This window comes from Pseudomonas sp. Bc-h, from assembly GCF_002080045.1.
In the GTDB taxonomy this organism is placed as follows: Bacteria; Pseudomonadota; Gammaproteobacteria; order Pseudomonadales; family Pseudomonadaceae; genus Aquipseudomonas.
In genome coordinates, this window is record NZ_MUIN01000003.1 from 385,503 (window position 1) to 400,078 (window position 14,576).

A 14,576-nucleotide genomic window follows, 5' to 3' on the forward strand; every position below is an offset into this window, starting at 1 on the left:
TTTTATATTGTTATGCGAAACCGAATATTACATTTTCATTACAGAAAATAGGAAGCCTTCTCATCAGTAAAAGGCCCGGATTCAGGCGATTTGGCGTGTTGGATTACGAACATGGCGTAAATGTGTATCTCGGTGTTCGTTCTTTCAGATCCGTCCTACTTGAGAGCCGGAATCGATAACCTTATCGGCGATTCCACTGCCCCGTAGCATCGCAACCATCTGCCGCAGAGCGTGAGGCGTCGAGGTGAACGTGAAAGTATTTTGGGGTTTGGTGCCTGTAATCGGGCTTTGCGCGCTGATGATCGAGGGAGCGTCGGCAGGCGAACGAACTCATCCCCAGTTTGATCGGTACGTTTCCCCGGCGTATCCCTCCGGCTTGCGTGGGGGGAAATCGTTCTCCAGCGTCAGGGTGAACTACGACATCCATCACGACGGTTCGGTACGTAACGTCATGCTCGTCGAACAGACCGATCAGCAGTCGGCAAATGCCACGCTTTCAGCCGTCAAACGATGGCGATTCAAACCTTGGGAGGTGAGTGCAGACATGCCCGCCGAGATTGGCGAAAGCGTGCATGTCATCTTCGATGAAGAACCACGCGAGCGCCGGTTGCGGATGCGTTTTTCCTGGGAAAGGAGAGAGATTTGAAAGGACTTCTTTTATGGCTTGCCATGAGTGGTGGTACCGTCGCCCAGGCTGATGAAATGAAACTGGAATACGACATACAACCCTCTGCCAAGTACCCCTCCAGTTTGTACAGAGCCGGTATCTCTGGAGTGGTTCGTTTGGCGTTCAACGCCCATAACGATGGTTCGATCAGTGATATTCAAGTGTTGAAAAGCTCCTATCGTGAGTTCGCGGAATCAGCCAGCAGCGCGGCGTCCCGCTGGCGTCTCAAACCTTGGGCAGTCACCGACGCAACCCCGGCCATTATTGCTGTGCAAACGGATATCTACTTTGCCGCCACGGGCGATAGTCGTGAATTGATGGCACGGATGCGCAGCCGCATTCGTTCGCTCTCATGTGCACGGCTGAACAAAGAGGTCGAATATCGGCAGCAGAAGTTACCCGATGAAGACCTCGTCGAAATCCCCACCTTCCGCCACACCCGGCAACTGCTTGCCCGCAAGGCGCATAAGGAGAAATTGTCGTTTGCAGCCGATCAGGCCATCTCCGATCAGTTCGTCAATGCGATGCCGGAGATCCTGAGCCAATGTAGGGAGAATCCGGAGTTGAAGTATCTGGAGCTGCTGCCGGAGGTGATACGTGGGCGTTTGTAAGTGATACCGGCACCCCGAGACAGCCTTGTATGTGAACGCCCCTGCTTCAGGGCAGGGGAATTCGATGGTCGATCACCTAACCCCAACAACCACCTTCCCAACCACCTTCCTTTGCCCCAACGAATCAATCGCTTCCCCAGCCTGTTCCAGCGGATAAACCTTCGATACCAGCGGTTTCAACTTGCCTTCACCAAACCATGTAAACAACTGCTGAAAGTTCGCTGCGTTGTCCTGCGGTTGTCTCTGCGCAAACGAACCCCAGAATACCCCGACGACCGAGGCGCCTTTCAATAGCGCGAGGTTCACCGGCAGTTCGGGGATGCGGCCGCTGGCGAAGCCAACGACGAGGAGGCGGCCGTTCCAGGCGATGGAGCGGATGGCCTGGTCGAAGAGGTCGCCGCCGACGGGGTCGTAGATGACGTCGACGCCGTTGCCGTTGGTGAGGCGTTTGATTTCGTCCTTGAGGTTGGTTTCGCTGTAGTTGATGAGTTCGTCGGCACCGGCGTTTTTCGCGACGTCGAGTTTGTCGGCGCAGCTCGCGGCGGCGATGACGCGGGCGCCCATGGCCTTGCCGATTTCCACTGCGGCCAGGCCCACGCCCCCCGACGCGCCCAGCACCAGCAGGGTCTCGCCAGGTTGCAGGTTGGCGCGCTGTTTGAGCGCGTGCATGGAGGTGCCGTAGGTCATGCTGAAGGCAGCTGCCGTGGTGAAGTCCATCGCCTCGGGAATTGGCAGGACGTTGTAGCCCGCGACGGCGATCTGCTCGGCGAAGCTGCCCCAGCCGGTCAGAGCCATGACCCGGTCGCCTACTTTAAGATGGCTGACCTTTTCGCCCACCGCCGAGACCACGCCGGACGCTTCGCCGCCTGGAGAAAACGGGAAGGGTGGTTTGAATTGGTATTTGCCCTCGATGATCAGGGTGTCGGGGAAGTTGACCCCGGCCGCGTGCACGTCCAGCAGGATTTCATTCTTCTTGGGTTCAGGCGTCGGAATGTCTTCCAGCACCAGGTTTTCGGCGGGGCCGAAGGCTTTGCAGAGCACGGCTTTCATCGGGGGCTATTCCTTTTCCTGTGATGGCCGATAAGTGTAGGTAGAGAGGTTGTGGGGTCAATGAGCATGCCCCTGCCTGATAGGCGTGCATAAGCTTTAGTAAGCTATGGCGCGAACCGGATTGAGGAGTGGACTGTGAAAGCGTGGATTCTGATGTTGTTGGCGTTGTCGGCACCGGTTGTGGCGATGGCCGAAGAGGGTGGTGAAAAGGAAGACCCGAACAAGGTTTCCTATGTGGCGCTGACCCCGCCGTTCGTGGGCAACTACGCGCTGGATGGCAGCCCGAAGTTGCACGTCTACAAAGCGGATGTAGCGCTGCGAGTGAAGGGCGCCGATGCGCAAAAACTGGTGAAGCAGAACGAACCGCTGATCCGTAACCAGTTGGTTGCGCTGTTCACTCAGCAGACGGTCGACAGCATGGGCAACGTCGACGCCAAGGAAAAACTGCGTCAGGAGGCCCTGAAGCAGACCCAGCAAGTGCTCAGTCAGGAAACCGGCCAGCCTGTGGTTGAAGACCTGCTGTTCAATAACTTTATTGCTCAGTAAAGCCAGCTATCCAGCGACCCGGGGCGAGTGTCCTGTGGTCGTCCGGCTTGCCGTCGGCAGCGATTTCGAAGACGCCACCGCCGGCAAGCTGTGCCGCTCCAAAGGTGAGTTGCGTTAAGGCTTTAACGCAGCGCCAGTACTGCAGCCCATTGCTCGGCCGTCACCGGCATGACTGACAGTCGGCTGCCTTTGTGCACCAGCGGCAGTTGCTCCAGTGCAGCCTGCTGCTTCAGGTAGCCCAGGCCCAGTACTTTGGAAAAGGTTTCGACATGAGCGACGTCGATGGCAGTCCAGGGATTCTTGTCCTTACTGGCCTTGGCGTCGAAGTAGTGGCTCTTGTTGTCCAGCGCGGTAGGGTCAGGGTAGGCCGCTTCGGTGATTTTTCCGATACCGGCAATACCTGGCTCAGGGCAGCTTGAGTGATAGAAGAAGAACTCGTCGCCGACCGCCATGGCTCGCAGGAAGTTACGGGCCTGGTAATTGCGAACCCCGTCCCAACGGGCATTGCCGAGTTTTTGCAGGCCGCTGATCGATAGCTCGTCGGGTTCGGATTTCATCAGCCAATAGGCCATTTTCTAAGGCTCCTGAATGAGATCTGGACAGGTTGTCCTACGCTTTCATGACAAACCGACAGTCGGCTGACGCCAGTATTTGCGTGTTGGTTCACGTTACCGCAGAATGCCGGGATTTTCAGGGCTACACCGTTACGCGACCTACAGAAACAAGTCGCGAACGCTAGTTTTTGGTTTGCCAAAGGGGGGCAATCAATGCAACGCAAGCCGGATTTACTATGGATTTTGGTCATTTTGTTCGGCTTGGGCATTGTCACCACCGGATACGCGCAGGGGCTGTGGTCCGCCAAGGCCGATGCGCCGGTTGAAATCACCCAGCAACAACAGCAACAGCCTCGCCGCTGATTCAGCGCTGGCAGCCCGGCTTACCGGGCTGCTGCAAAAAATCGCTACGCCATCACGCCAAATACCAACGCTTGTCCGACACCGTTCCTTGCAGCGGTACATCCCAACTGGCGACAGCCAGCTTCTCGACTTTCTGACATTCGTGGGCCAGACCGAGCAACACCGGTTTCTGCCAGGCTTTTCGACGCGCCTGATAGGCCAGGCTGCGGTCGTAGAATCCGCCGCCCATCCCCAGCCTCCCGCCTTGATCGTCGAAGCCCACCAGCGGCATCAGGATCAGGTCCAGCGCCCAGATCTTGCGTTGTTTTCTGGCATCGATGCGCGGTTCGGGAATCCGGAAGCGGTTGGGCCGGAATCTCTCCCCCGGCCGCACGCGCTGGAACACCATTTTGGTTCGGGGCCAGGCGCTGAGCACCGGCAGATAAGTCTTTTTCCCACGACGTTGAGCTTCGCGCAGCAGCAAGCGCGGATCGATTTCACCGTCCATCGGAAGGTACAGAGAAACATGCCGGGCACGGCGGAAAAGTGGATTTTGCGCGAGTTGACGGTACAGACCCTGTGCCGCCTGTCGCTGTTCTGCGCGATTGAGCGCACGACGAGCCTTGCGTAGAAGACGACGCAATTGTGGGCGGGAAAGTGCAGAGGAATCGTTCAGGGAAGCGGCGCCACAAGAAGTCATGCAGGCGGGTCCGTGCGATTTGGAAGAGGGGCCGGGGGATCAGGTTGATTCACGATGGCCGCCCCATTTCCACCGCCAGACAGGACGTCTGGCAATGGTTTGAGAATTTGAGACTCCCCGACGAACCGCTGTCGGTGTAGCCCTTGAACCCGAAAGTTCAAGGTGGAGATTGCAGGAGGCTTTAAGGCTTTCCGTCGAGCGGACATGCACACCAACCCCAACGTGCAACCCCCGTGGTTGTGCGTATCGGCTCAGGGACATGACCGACTGGCAAGCACTCCAGGGAGCGGTGGCAAGTATACCGAATCATGTCGCAACAATCAGCCTTGTGCTTTTGGCTCATCCGTGGCAAGGACCAGGTCCACGCGGTCCAGAAGATCGCGCACCTGCTCGCGGGTCGAGCCGCTGGCCTGGGCTTCGGGCAGTTCCTGTTTGTGCAACAGGTCATGGGTAATGTTCAGCGCGGCCATCACCGCGATACGGTCGGCGCCGATGACCTTGCCGCTGCTGCGGATCTCGCGCATCTTGCCGTCCAGATAACGCGCGGCGCTGACCAGATTGGTGCGCTCTTCCTGAGGGCAGATGATCGAATACTCTTTGTCGAGAATTTGCACGGTGATGCTGTTGCCATTACTCATGAGTCTTGCTCCAGGGCCTTGAGGCGCGAAATCATGGACTCGACCTTTTGCCGGGCGATTTCGTTCTTTTCGATGAGGTGAGCGCGTTCCTCGCGCCAGGTTTTTTCCTGAGCTAATAAGAGTCCGTTTTGACTTTTTAGTTGCTCGACACGATTGATCAATAACTCCAGTCGAGCCATCAGCGCTTGCAGGTCGTTGTCTTCCATTGTTTTCCACTGATTACTTTCAGATGAGTGGTGCAGGAGCTGGGGTCGGGACTCGCCTCGAATATCGCCGGATAGCTTGGGCGCGTCTGCCGGTGCTACGATACAAGGCCTTCATTCTAGACATTGCGCCGCTTGGCGCCTAGTTGCCCATGCCTAATCAGAATTCCCCGTACAACGCATTCGCCACTTTGCTCGAAAGCAGTGGTCATCCAGTCTCCCCCGCCGAGCTGCACGGCCTGCTGCTGGGCCGCAGTTGCGCAGGCGCAGGCTTCGACGCAGATGACTGGATCGAAGACGCAAAGCTATTGCTGGAAACCGAGCCTGAAGCCAACGTGCGCCAGGCCCTGATCGGTTTGCAGGAAATGGTGAAAAACGAATTGACCGGCGACGACATGACCGTTGTGCTGCTGTTGCCCGGTGACGATGACCCTCTGGTTGCGCGGACGACCGCGATGGGCCAGTGGTGTCAGGGTTTCCTTAACGGTTTCGCCCGTGTCGGCGGTCAGTCGCTGAGCGAAGACGCTCGGGACGTGTTGCAGGATCTGGCGGCCATCGCGCAGATTCAGGATGCGCTGGACGAGTCCGAAGACGGCGAGAGCGACTACATGGAAGTCATGGAGTACCTGCGCGTCGCGCCGCTGCTGCTGTTCACCGAGTTCAACAAGAAAGCGGAACCTGAAGCGAAGCCTTCTTTGCACTGATTGCCTGTCGTCGCCGATCCGGTCGTCCTCCTTTGCGTTGGCGACCTGCGCACTCACCCGGAGGACCGTCCTTGCCCATGATCCATATCCCGAAAGCCGAATACGCCCGTCGTCGCAAAGCCTTGATGGAGCAGATGGAGCCCAACAGCATCGCCATTCTGCCGGCGGCTGCGGTGGCCATTCGAAATCGTGATGTCGAACATGTGTACCGCCAGGACAGCGACTTTCAGTACCTGAGCGGCTTCCCTGAGCCTGAAGCGGTGATCGTCCTGATTCCCGGTCGCGAATATGGCGAATATGTTTTGTTCTGTCGCGAGCGCAATCCCGAGCGCGAGCTTTGGGACGGGCTTCGCGCCGGCCAGGACGGGGCGATTCGTGATTTCGGCGCCGACGACGCCTTCCCCATTACCGACATCGACGACATTCTGCCCGGCCTGATCGAGGGTCGTGATCGGGTGTACTCGTCGATGGGCAACAATCCCGAGTTCGATCGCCATGTGATGGAGTGGATCAACGTCATCCGTTCCAAGGCCCATCTGGGCGCGCAACCGCCGAAAGAGTTCGTTGCGCTGGATCACTTGCTGCACGACATGCGTCTGTATAAGTCGGCGGCCGAAGTGAAAGTGATGCGAGAGGCCGCACAGATTTCTGCACGCGCCCACGTTCGTGCGATGCAGAGCAGCCGCGCCGGGCTTTACGAGTTCAGCCTGGAAGCCGAGCTGGACTACGAGTTCCGCAAGGGCGGGGCAAAGATGCCAGCCTATGGCTCCATCGTCGCGTCGGGCCGCAATGCCTGCATCCTCCACTATCAAGAGAACGATGCACCGCTCAAGGACGGCGATCTGGTGTTGATCGATGCCGGTTGCGAGATCGACTGTTACGCCAGCGACATCACCCGAACGTTTCCGGTCAGCGGCAAGTTTTCCGCTGAACAGAAAGCGATCTATGAGTTGGTGCTGAGGTCTCAGGAAGCAGCGTTTGCCGCCATCAAACCGGGTAACCACTGGAACCAGGCTCATGAGGCGACGGTTCAGGTAATCACTGCCGGGCTGGTGGAACTGGGCCTGCTACAGGGCGAGGTCGATGAACTGATCGCCGCCGAGGCGTACAAAGCTTTTTACATGCACCGCGCCGGCCACTGGCTCGGCATGGACGTGCACGACGTTGGTGAATACAAGGTCGGTGGTGAGTGGCGTGTGCTGGAAGTCGGCATGGCGCTGACCGTCGAACCGGGTATTTATGTGTCGCCGGACAATCAGAACGTCGCGAAGAAATGGCGCGGGATCGGTGTACGAATCGAGGACGATGTCGTGGTGACCAAAAAAGGCTGTGAAATCCTGACCGGTGGCGTGCCCAAGTCAGTTCCTGAAATCGAGGCCCTGATGGCTGCTGCGCGAACTGAAGCCGCATGAGCCGCTTCAATCTGGCCATCGTCGGTGGCGGTCTGGTGGGCGCGAGCCTGGCGTTGGCGTTGCAAGCTGGCGCCAAGGCACGGGGCTGGAAAATCGTCCTGATCGAGCCTTTCGCGCCGGGCGACACCTACCAGCCTAGTTATGATGCACGATCCTCGGCGCTGTCCTTTGGCGCGAGACAGATCTACGAACGCCTCGGCCTGTGGCAGCAGATCAGCCGTCGTGCCGAGCCTATCCTGCAGATTCAGGTGTCCGATAAAGGCCGGTTCGGCGCCGCGCGTCTGTCATCAATGCAGGAAGGCGTGCCTGCGCTGGGCTATGTGGTTGAAAACGCCTGGCTCGGCCAATGCCTGTGGCAAGGGCTGGATAAAGATGTGATCAGTTGGCGAGTGCCTGCCGAAGTGAAACAGATGCGGGCGCTGCACGACGGATACCGCCTGACCCTGAACGATGAAACCCAACTGGATTGCGACCTGGCGGTGCTCGCCGATGGCGGCCGTTCGAGTTTGCGCGAGCAACTGGGCATCGGCGTTCGAACCACTCCCTACGACCAGAGCGCATTGATCGCCAACATCACGCCGGGCGAGGCGCATTGCGGTCAAGCTTTCGAGCGCTTCACCGACGAAGGCCCGATGGCATTGCTGCCATTGCCTGACAATCGCTGCGCGCTGGTGTGGACTCGCAAGCCCGAGGAAATAAAACGCCTGATGGCGCTGGACGACCGCAGCTTTCTGACTGAGCTTCAGGGCGTGTTTGGCTATCGCCTCGGCGCGTTGAAGCAGGTCGGTGTGCGTCATACCTACCCGCTGTCGTTGATCGAGGCCGAAGAGCAGGTGAGGTCTAACCTGGTCGTATTGGGCAACGCCGCGCACAGCCTGCATCCGATTGCAGGCCAGGGTTTCAACCTGTCGTTGCGCGATGCGGCATCGTTGGCCGAAGCGCTGCTCGCCAGTGACGCAATGCCCGGCGATCTGCCAACTTTGCAGGCCTACCGCGACCGTCAGTACCTGGATCAAAAACTTACCGTGGGCTTTTCCGATCAGGTCACCCGGCTGTTCGGCAGCCAGCAGCCGGCAATCACTGCCGGCCGTAATATTGGCTTGCTCGGCCTGGACCTGCTGCCCTCGGCCAAGAGCTGGTTCGCCCGGCAGGCCATGGGGCTGGGAACGCGGGCTGATGTCTAACCCCTCTTTTCACACGTGGCCGTTGCCACAGCCGAGAACGATTTAAAGCATGGAAACGCGCGCAGATCTGCTGATTGTCGGGGCCGGAATGGTCGGTAGCGCATTGGCGCTGGCGCTGCAAAACAGCGGGCTGAACATTCTTGTGGTCGATGGCAGCCCGTTAAGCGTCAAGCCGTTTGACCAGAACGCGGTATTCGAGCCGCGGGTCAGTGCGTTGTCCGCAGCCAGCCAGCGTATTCTCGAACGTCTGAACGTCTGGGACGGCATCGTCTCGCGGCGCGTCAGCCCTTATGGCGAGATGCATGTGTGGGATGGCAGCGGCACGGGGAAGGTGCATTTCTCCGCGTCGAGCGTGCATGCCCAGGTGCTCGGCCATATCGTCGAAAACCGCGTGGTGCAGGATGCGTTGATCGAGCGTCTGCACGACTGCGATATCGGCCTTCTGGCCAACGCGCGGCTGGAGCAGATGCGCCGTTCCGGTGATGACTGGCTGCTGACTCTGGCGGATGGCCGCACCTTGCGCTCGCCGCTGGTGGTCGCTGCTGATGGCGCCAATTCCACAGTCCGGCGCATGACCGGCACCGCCACCCGCGAATGGGACTACATGCACCACGCCATCGTGACCAGCGTGCGCACGGCAGATTCCCACCGGAAGACTGCCTGGCAGCGTTTCACCGATGACGGCCCTCTGGCCTTTCTGCCCCTTGAGCGTGAGGGTGAGCATTGGTGTTCCATCGTCTGGTCTGTAACGCCTGCTGAGTCCGAGCGGCTGATGAAGCTGGAAGAGGATGCCTTCTGTCGCGAGCTTGAGAAGGCCTTCGAGGGGTGTCTCGGGCAGGTGATCTCTGCTGATCCGCGTTTGTGTGTGCCGCTGCGTCAGCGTCATGCCAAGCGCTATGTCGCTGAAGGATTGGCGCTCATTGGCGATGCCGCGCACACCATTCACCCGCTGGCCGGGCAGGGCGTGAATCTGGGCTTCCTTGATGCCGCCGTGCTGGCCGAAGTGCTGCACAGTGCGGTCGAGCGCGGCGAACGACTGGCTGATCCAAAAGTGCTCAGCCGCTACGAACGCCGTCGCATGCCGCACAACCTGGCGTTGATGGCGGCAATGGAAGGTTTCGAGCGACTGTTTCAGGCAGATCCGTTGCCGGTTCGCTGGTTGCGCAATACCGGCTTGAAAATGGTCGATCAGTCAGCGGAAGCCAAGGCGATGTTCGTGCGCCAGGCGCTGGGGCTCACGGGAGATTTGCCGGAGCTGGCGAGGCTGTAATCAAGCCTGCAACATCTGGTAACGGCTCGGGCCGGACTTCGTTGATGCGATTCACTACCATTTCGCCTCATTTCTCAAAGACGAGGCCCCCGCATGCTGGCGAGGAAGCGTATTCTGGCTGCCCTGGCATTGGCCGTGCTCGGCAGCACCGCCCAGGCCGCTGATGAAGTTGTGGTTTACTCCTCCCGTATCGACGAGCTGATCAAGCCGGTGTTCGATGCCTATACCGCCAAGACTGGCGTGAAGGTTAAGTTCATCACCGACAAGGAAGCGCCGCTGATGCAGCGCATCAAGGCCGAGGGGGAGAACGCGACCGCCGACCTGCTGCTGACTGTCGACGCCGGCAACCTTTGGCAAGCCGAGCAGATGGGCATCCTCCAACCCTTCACGTCTGCCGTTATCGACGCAAACATCCCCGCGCAATATCGTTCCTCGACCCACAGCTGGACGGGTCTGAGCCTGCGTGCGCGGACCATCGCCTATTCGACCGACCGGGTAAAACCCGAAGAGCTGACCACCTACGAAGCACTCGCCGACAAGCAGTGGGAAGGGCGTCTGTGCCTGCGCACGGCGAAGAAGGTCTACAACCAGTCGCTGACCGCCACGCTGATCGAAACCCATGGCGCCCAGGCATCCGAGAAGATTCTCAAGGGCTGGGTCAACAACCTGTCCACCGACGTGTTCTCCGATGACATCGCGGTGCTTGAGGCAATCAACGCTGGCCAATGCGACGTCGGCATCGTCAACACCTACTATTACGGTCGCCTGCACAAGCAGAATCCCGATCTGGCCGTGCGCCTGTTCTGGCCGAACCAGTCGGATCGCGGTGTACACGTGAATCTGTCCGGTATTGGTTTGACCAAGTACGCGCCGCATCCGGATGCCGCCAAGGCACTGGTCGAGTGGATGACTGGCCCTGAGGCGCAAACGATATTCTCCGGTACCAACCAGGAATTCCCCGCCAACCCGAAAGTCCCGCCGTCTGAAGAAGTGGCGAGCTGGGGTGAGTTCAAGGCTGACACCATTGCGGTCGAGATCGCCGGGAGACGTCAGGCCGAGGCAATTCGCATGATGGATCGGGTTGGCTGGAATTGAACTACACAGTTGCCACAGATTGACTGACGTAACGCAGCACTCGAATCGACCTAGCACTTTGGAAGGGGAGCTTGCTCGCGAAATGCGCTGGGTCGGACAAATGAATGCTGACTGACACTCCGCGATTCGCGGGCAAGCTCCCTCCCACGGGAATTGGCGCTCGCACCTGACGCCGAGTGAATTGGCAAGCTGCATCTTTTTCGTTGAGAACACCCCCTTGGCCCATCCCGTCCAGCGCCGCTGGTATCCCCTGGTTTTCGCGATCGCCGCACTGGTGCTTCTGCCACTGAGCGTGCTGCTGTTTTCCTGGCAGACCATCGATCACGAAATCTGGTCGCATTTGTGGGAAACCCAGATGCCGCGCCTGCTGGGCAATACCCTGACATTAGTGCTCGGCGTGGGCGTTGGCGTGACGCTGCTGGGGGTGAGTCTCGCCTGGCTCACTGCACTGTGCGAATTCCCCGGTCGACGCTGGCTGGACTGGGCGCTGATGCTGCCGTTCGCCATTCCGCCCTATGTGCTGGCGTTCGTGTTCGTCGGCCTGCTCGACTTCGCAGGGCCCGTGCAAACGCTGATGCGCGATTGGTTTGGCACTGGCATACGCTTTCCCCGCGTGCGCTCCACTGGCGGCGTTATCGTGGTTCTTGTGCTGGTCTTCTACCCCTACGTTTACCTATTGGCACGCACGGCGTTTCTCGCTCAGGGCAAAGGCCTCATGGAGGCGGCGCGGATTCTCGGCCAGTCTCCGTGGCAGGCCTTCTGGCGCGTCGCGTTGCCGATGGCGAGACCGGCCATCGGTGCTGGCGTCGCGTTGGCGCTGATGGAGACCCTCGCAGATTTCGGCGCTGTGTCGGTGTTTAACTTCGACACCTTCACTACTGCGATCTACAAGACCTGGTATGGGTTTTTCAGCCTGTCCAGTGCAGCGCAGCTCGCCAGTCTGCTGCTGTTGGCGGTGATGCTGGTTTTGTATGGGGAGCATCGCGCCCGTGGCGCCAGCCGTGCGAGCAACGAGCGGCCACGGGTCAAGGCGTTGTATCACCTGCACGGCATCAAGGCAGTCGCGGCCACTGGCTGGTGTGGGCTGGTGTTCGCTTGCGCGTTCGTGGTTCCGCTGTTGCAGTTGATCGTCTGGGTTTGGCAACGCGGACGCTTCGATCTGGACGAACGCTACACCGGCCTGATCCTGCACACCCTCTATCTGGGAGGGATCGGGGCTTTGGTCACGGTGAGCGTGGCGATGATTCTGGTGTTCGCCCGTCGTTTGGCACCGACCCGTGCCATCCGCATGGGGGTGAGCCTGGCGAACATCGGTTATGCGCTGCCGGGGTCGGTGCTGGCGGTGTCGATCATGTTGGCATTCAGTTATCTGGATCGCGAGCTGGTGGTGCCGTTATCCAGTTGGCTCGGTGGCGCAGGCAAGCCGCTGTTGCTCGGCAGCCTGGCAGCGCTGGTGCTGGCGTATCTGGTGCGGTTCATCGCGGTCGCTTACGGGCCTCTTGAAAACAGCCTGTCGCGGATTCGCCCGTCACTGCCTGAAGCGGCGCGCAGCCTGGGCGTCAGCGGGCCACGTTTGTTTTTCAAGATTTATCTGCCGCTGCTGATTCCCGGCACCCTGAGCGCCGCGTTGTTGGTGTTCGTTGATGTGCTCAAGGAAATGCCCGCCACGCTGCTGATGCGCCCGTTTGGCTGGGACACGCTGGCGGTGCGGATTTTCGAAATGACCAGTGAAGGGGAGTGGGCGCGAGCCGCTTTACCGGCGCTGACATTGGTCATGGTCGGTTTACTACCGGTAATTGGCCTAATCAGACGTTCGGCCAGACCGATCGCCTAGGTGCGGGGTCACAACCTTGCGGCTACAATGCGCCGCAATCGACATGGTCTGTCAGACAATTCCGCAAATTAGCAAAAGCTCCAGACCCCAAGTCACGGGGGATTTGCCGTTGATTTGACGACCGCGTCTTCGCCACGCCCGGAAGGAGACACCCATGGGACAGCGTACGCCCCTCTTTGACCTGCACCTCGCCCTAGGCGCGAAGCTGGTCGATTTCGGTGGTTGGGATATGCCATTGCACTACGGCTCACAGGTCGAAGAACACCATCAGGTGCGTCGCGACTGTGGAATTTTTGACGTGTCGCACATGCATGTCCTCGACGTTTCAGGTAGCCAGGCCAAGGCCTGGCTCCAACATATGCTGGCCAACGACGTCGGCAGACTGCAACACACGGGCCGCGCGCTTTATAGCGCGATGCTCGACACCCGCGGCGGTATCGTCGACGACATGATCGTCTACCTGACCGACGAGGGTTACCGACTGGTGGTGAACGCCGCCACCGGCGCCAAGGATCTGGCCTGGATGAATGCCCACCTTTCCGGCTACGACGTGCGCCTGAATCATCGTTCCGAGTTAGCCATGCTGGCCATTCAGGGGCCGCACGCCCGACAGAAAATCGCCGAACTGGTGACTCAGGCCCGCGCTGAACTTATCCACACCCTCCGGCCTTTCGAAGGCCAGCAGCAAGGCGACTGGTTCATTGCCCGCACTGGCTACACCGGCGAGGACGGTCTGGAAATCATTCTGCCTGCCGAGCAAGCCTGCAGTTTCTTCAACGATATGGTGGGGGCTGGCATCTCGCCGATCGGGCTGGGCGCGCGGGACACCCTGCGTCTTGAAGCCGGCATGAACCTGTATGGTCAGGAAATCGACGAGCAGGTTTCACCGCTGATCTCCAATATGGCATGGACAGTGGCCTGGGGCCCGGAAGGTCGCGATTTTATCGGCCGCAGCGCGCTGCAAGCCGAGCGGGCGAAAGGCGTTGCTTCCAAGCTCGTAGGACTTGTTCTCGAAGAACGAGGTGTTCTTCGCGCACATCAGGTCGTCCGAATAGCGGAAGTTGGCGAAGGAGAGATCACCAGTGGTAGTTTCTCTCCTACGCTAAGCAAGTCGATTGCCCTGGCGCGTGTGCCGATGGCCACCGCTGACCGTGCCGAGGTGGAGATCCGCGGCAAGTGGTACCCGGTCCGCGTGGTTCAGCCGACGTTCGTGCGTCATGGCAGGGCTCTGATCTAGAATTTACTTAAAGCCAACCCTGGCGGGGTTACTCCGCTGACCTGATGATGTAGAGAGGATAAAAAATGAGCAATATTCCCGCCGAACTGCGTTTTGCCGAGAGCCATGAGTGGGCCAAGCAAGAGGGTGACCTGATCGTGGTCGGTATTTCCGACCATGCGCAAGAAGCGCTGGGCGACGTGGTGTTCGTCGAGCTGCCGGAAATCGGCAAGGTTTTCGCCGCAGGCGATGCGGCTGGTGTGGTTGAGTCGGTGAAAGCCGCCTCCGACATCTATTCGCCGGTTGGCGGTAAAGTCGTTGCGGTCAACGAAGCGCTGGGTGATGCCCCAGAAGAGCTGAACAACACCCCTTACGAGTCGTGGATCTTCAAAGTCAAACCAAGCAACGCTGACGGCGACCTGGCCAAGCTGCTGGACGCTGCCGGTTACAAGACTGCCATCGGCGAGTAAGTTCAGGACCCCGTGTAGCAGCACGGCTTGCCGGCGGTGACGATGTCAAAGCCGCGACCGCTGGCGAGCCGTGCTGCTAC

17 protein-coding genes and 1 other RNA gene are annotated in these 14,576 nt (G+C 59.5%); 12 read left to right on the plus strand and 6 right to left on the minus strand.

All coding sequences use genetic code 11. The annotated features are described in order from the left end of the window. Nucleotides 1–244: 244 nt before the first annotated feature. Nucleotides 245–646: an energy transducer TonB gene (locus tag BWR59_RS06535; RefSeq protein WP_081564811.1), complete on the plus strand. Its 402-nt coding sequence runs from the start codon at nt 245–247 to the stop codon at nt 644–646. Continuing rightward, a complete protein-coding gene (locus BWR59_RS06540) occupies nt 643–1,278 on the plus strand; it encodes a TonB family protein (protein ID WP_143490775.1) in 636 nt (211 codons plus the stop codon). Before BWR59_RS06535 ends, BWR59_RS06540 begins: the two co-directional genes overlap by 4 nt. 72 nt (nt 1,279–1,350) lie before the next feature. Here BWR59_RS06540 and BWR59_RS06545 read toward each other — a convergent pair whose 3' ends face one another. Beyond that, entirely contained in the window at nt 1,351–2,328 is a 978-nt protein-coding gene (locus tag BWR59_RS06545) for an NADPH:quinone oxidoreductase family protein (protein WP_081564813.1), read from the minus strand. A 135-nt stretch (nt 2,329–2,463) separates the two neighbouring features. Here BWR59_RS06545 and BWR59_RS06550 point away from each other — a divergent pair, with 135 nt between their 5' ends. After that, nucleotides 2,464–2,874 carry a flagellar basal body-associated protein FliL gene (locus BWR59_RS06550; protein WP_081564814.1) on the plus strand — a complete coding sequence of 137 codons (411 nt, stop codon included), beginning with the start codon at nt 2,464–2,466 and terminating at the stop codon, nt 2,872–2,874. Between the two features lie 122 nt (nt 2,875–2,996). On the opposite strand, the gene BWR59_RS06555 is transcribed toward BWR59_RS06550, so the two are convergent. Further along, nucleotides 2,997–3,446, minus strand: coding sequence for an EVE domain-containing protein (locus BWR59_RS06555; RefSeq protein WP_081564815.1), 450 nt, complete (start codon nt 3,444–3,446; stop codon nt 2,997–2,999). Between the two features lie 195 nt (nt 3,447–3,641). Between BWR59_RS06555 and BWR59_RS31895 the strand changes: the two genes are divergently transcribed. Further along, the gene (locus tag BWR59_RS31895; RefSeq protein WP_143490776.1) at nt 3,642–3,791 is read left to right on the plus strand and encodes a hypothetical protein; all 150 of its coding nucleotides are present in this window, start codon (nt 3,642–3,644) and stop codon (nt 3,789–3,791) included. Between the two features lie 52 nt (nt 3,792–3,843). On the opposite strand, the gene BWR59_RS06560 is transcribed toward BWR59_RS31895, so the two are convergent. The 4 genes from BWR59_RS06560 to BWR59_RS06575 all read right to left on the minus strand — a co-directional run bounded on the left by BWR59_RS06560 (nt 3,844) and on the right by BWR59_RS06575 (nt 5,314). Next, entirely contained in the window at nt 3,844–4,446 is a 603-nt protein-coding gene (locus tag BWR59_RS06560) for a 5-formyltetrahydrofolate cyclo-ligase (RefSeq protein ID WP_143490783.1), read from the minus strand. Between the two features lie 134 nt (nt 4,447–4,580). Then, a non-coding RNA gene (ssrS, locus tag BWR59_RS06565) (6S RNA) lies at nt 4,581–4,759 on the minus strand. A 31-nt stretch (nt 4,760–4,790) separates the two neighbouring features. Next, a complete protein-coding gene (locus BWR59_RS06570) occupies nt 4,791–5,108 on the minus strand; it encodes a cell division protein ZapA (protein WP_081564817.1) in 318 nt (105 codons plus the stop codon). Further along, nucleotides 5,105–5,314, minus strand: coding sequence for a TIGR02449 family protein (locus BWR59_RS06575; RefSeq protein ID WP_062379587.1), 210 nt, complete (start codon nt 5,312–5,314; stop codon nt 5,105–5,107). Before BWR59_RS06575 ends, BWR59_RS06570 begins: the two co-directional genes overlap by 4 nt. A 149-nt stretch (nt 5,315–5,463) precedes the next feature. Here BWR59_RS06575 and BWR59_RS06580 point away from each other — a divergent pair, with 149 nt between their 5' ends. From BWR59_RS06580 to gcvH, 8 genes are all read left to right on the plus strand, one after another. Next, complete coding sequence (locus tag BWR59_RS06580) at nt 5,464–6,015, plus strand: YecA family protein (RefSeq protein WP_081564818.1); 552 nt, start codon at nt 5,464–5,466, stop codon at nt 6,013–6,015. Between the two features lie 77 nt (nt 6,016–6,092). Next, entirely contained in the window at nt 6,093–7,427 is a 1,335-nt protein-coding gene (gene pepP / locus BWR59_RS06585; RefSeq protein ID WP_081564819.1) for a Xaa-Pro aminopeptidase, read from the plus strand. Further along, the gene (ubiH, locus tag BWR59_RS06590) at nt 7,424–8,611 is read left to right on the plus strand and encodes a 2-octaprenyl-6-methoxyphenyl hydroxylase (RefSeq protein WP_081564820.1); all 1,188 of its coding nucleotides are present in this window, start codon (nt 7,424–7,426) and stop codon (nt 8,609–8,611) included. Before pepP ends, ubiH begins: the two co-directional genes overlap by 4 nt. Before the next feature lie 49 nt (nt 8,612–8,660). Beyond that, nucleotides 8,661–9,881: a 2-octaprenyl-3-methyl-6-methoxy-1,4-benzoquinol hydroxylase gene (locus tag BWR59_RS06595; RefSeq protein ID WP_081564821.1), complete on the plus strand. Its 1,221-nt coding sequence runs from the start codon at nt 8,661–8,663 to the stop codon at nt 9,879–9,881. A gap of 93 nt (nt 9,882–9,974) precedes the next feature. Continuing rightward, a complete protein-coding gene (locus BWR59_RS06600; RefSeq protein ID WP_081564822.1) occupies nt 9,975–10,976 on the plus strand; it encodes an extracellular solute-binding protein in 1,002 nt (333 codons plus the stop codon). A gap of 217 nt (nt 10,977–11,193) precedes the next feature. After that, nucleotides 11,194–12,810, plus strand: coding sequence for an iron ABC transporter permease (locus BWR59_RS06605; protein ID WP_081564899.1), 1,617 nt, complete (start codon nt 11,194–11,196; stop codon nt 12,808–12,810). A 154-nt stretch (nt 12,811–12,964) separates the two neighbouring features. Beyond that, a complete protein-coding gene (gcvT, locus tag BWR59_RS06610; protein WP_081564823.1) occupies nt 12,965–14,047 on the plus strand; it encodes a glycine cleavage system aminomethyltransferase GcvT in 1,083 nt (360 codons plus the stop codon). Between the two features lie 65 nt (nt 14,048–14,112). Further along, nucleotides 14,113–14,496, plus strand: coding sequence for a glycine cleavage system protein GcvH (gene gcvH / locus BWR59_RS06615; protein WP_081564824.1), 384 nt, complete (start codon nt 14,113–14,115; stop codon nt 14,494–14,496). Nucleotides 14,497–14,576 lie beyond the last annotated feature (80 nt).

Excerpts from the sequence above, each read along its gene's own strand:
- BWR59_RS06570 (WP_081564817.1), bottom strand. The coding sequence starts at position 5,108 with ATGAGTAATGGCAACAGCATCACCGTGCAAATTCTCGACAAAGAGTAT.
- pepP (WP_081564819.1), top strand. The coding sequence starts at position 6,093 with ATGATCCATATCCCGAAAGCCGAATACGCCCGTCGTCGCAAAGCCTTG.
- BWR59_RS06575 (WP_062379587.1), bottom strand. The coding sequence starts at position 5,314 with ATGGAAGACAACGACCTGCAAGCGCTGATGGCTCGACTGGAGTTATTG.
- BWR59_RS06580 (WP_081564818.1), top strand. The coding sequence starts at position 5,464 with ATGCCTAATCAGAATTCCCCGTACAACGCATTCGCCACTTTGCTCGAA.
- ubiH (WP_081564820.1), top strand. The coding sequence starts at position 7,424 with ATGAGCCGCTTCAATCTGGCCATCGTCGGTGGCGGTCTGGTGGGCGCG.
- BWR59_RS06595 (WP_081564821.1), top strand. The coding sequence starts at position 8,661 with ATGGAAACGCGCGCAGATCTGCTGATTGTCGGGGCCGGAATGGTCGGT.
- BWR59_RS06545 (WP_081564813.1), bottom strand. The coding sequence starts at position 2,328 with ATGAAAGCCGTGCTCTGCAAAGCCTTCGGCCCCGCCGAAAACCTGGTG.
- BWR59_RS06600 (WP_081564822.1), top strand. The coding sequence starts at position 9,975 with ATGCTGGCGAGGAAGCGTATTCTGGCTGCCCTGGCATTGGCCGTGCTC.
- gcvH (WP_081564824.1), top strand. The coding sequence starts at position 14,113 with ATGAGCAATATTCCCGCCGAACTGCGTTTTGCCGAGAGCCATGAGTGG.
- gcvT (WP_081564823.1), top strand. The coding sequence starts at position 12,965 with ATGGGACAGCGTACGCCCCTCTTTGACCTGCACCTCGCCCTAGGCGCG.
- BWR59_RS31895 (WP_143490776.1), top strand. The coding sequence starts at position 3,642 with ATGCAACGCAAGCCGGATTTACTATGGATTTTGGTCATTTTGTTCGGC.
- BWR59_RS06555 (WP_081564815.1), bottom strand. The coding sequence starts at position 3,446 with ATGGCCTATTGGCTGATGAAATCCGAACCCGACGAGCTATCGATCAGC.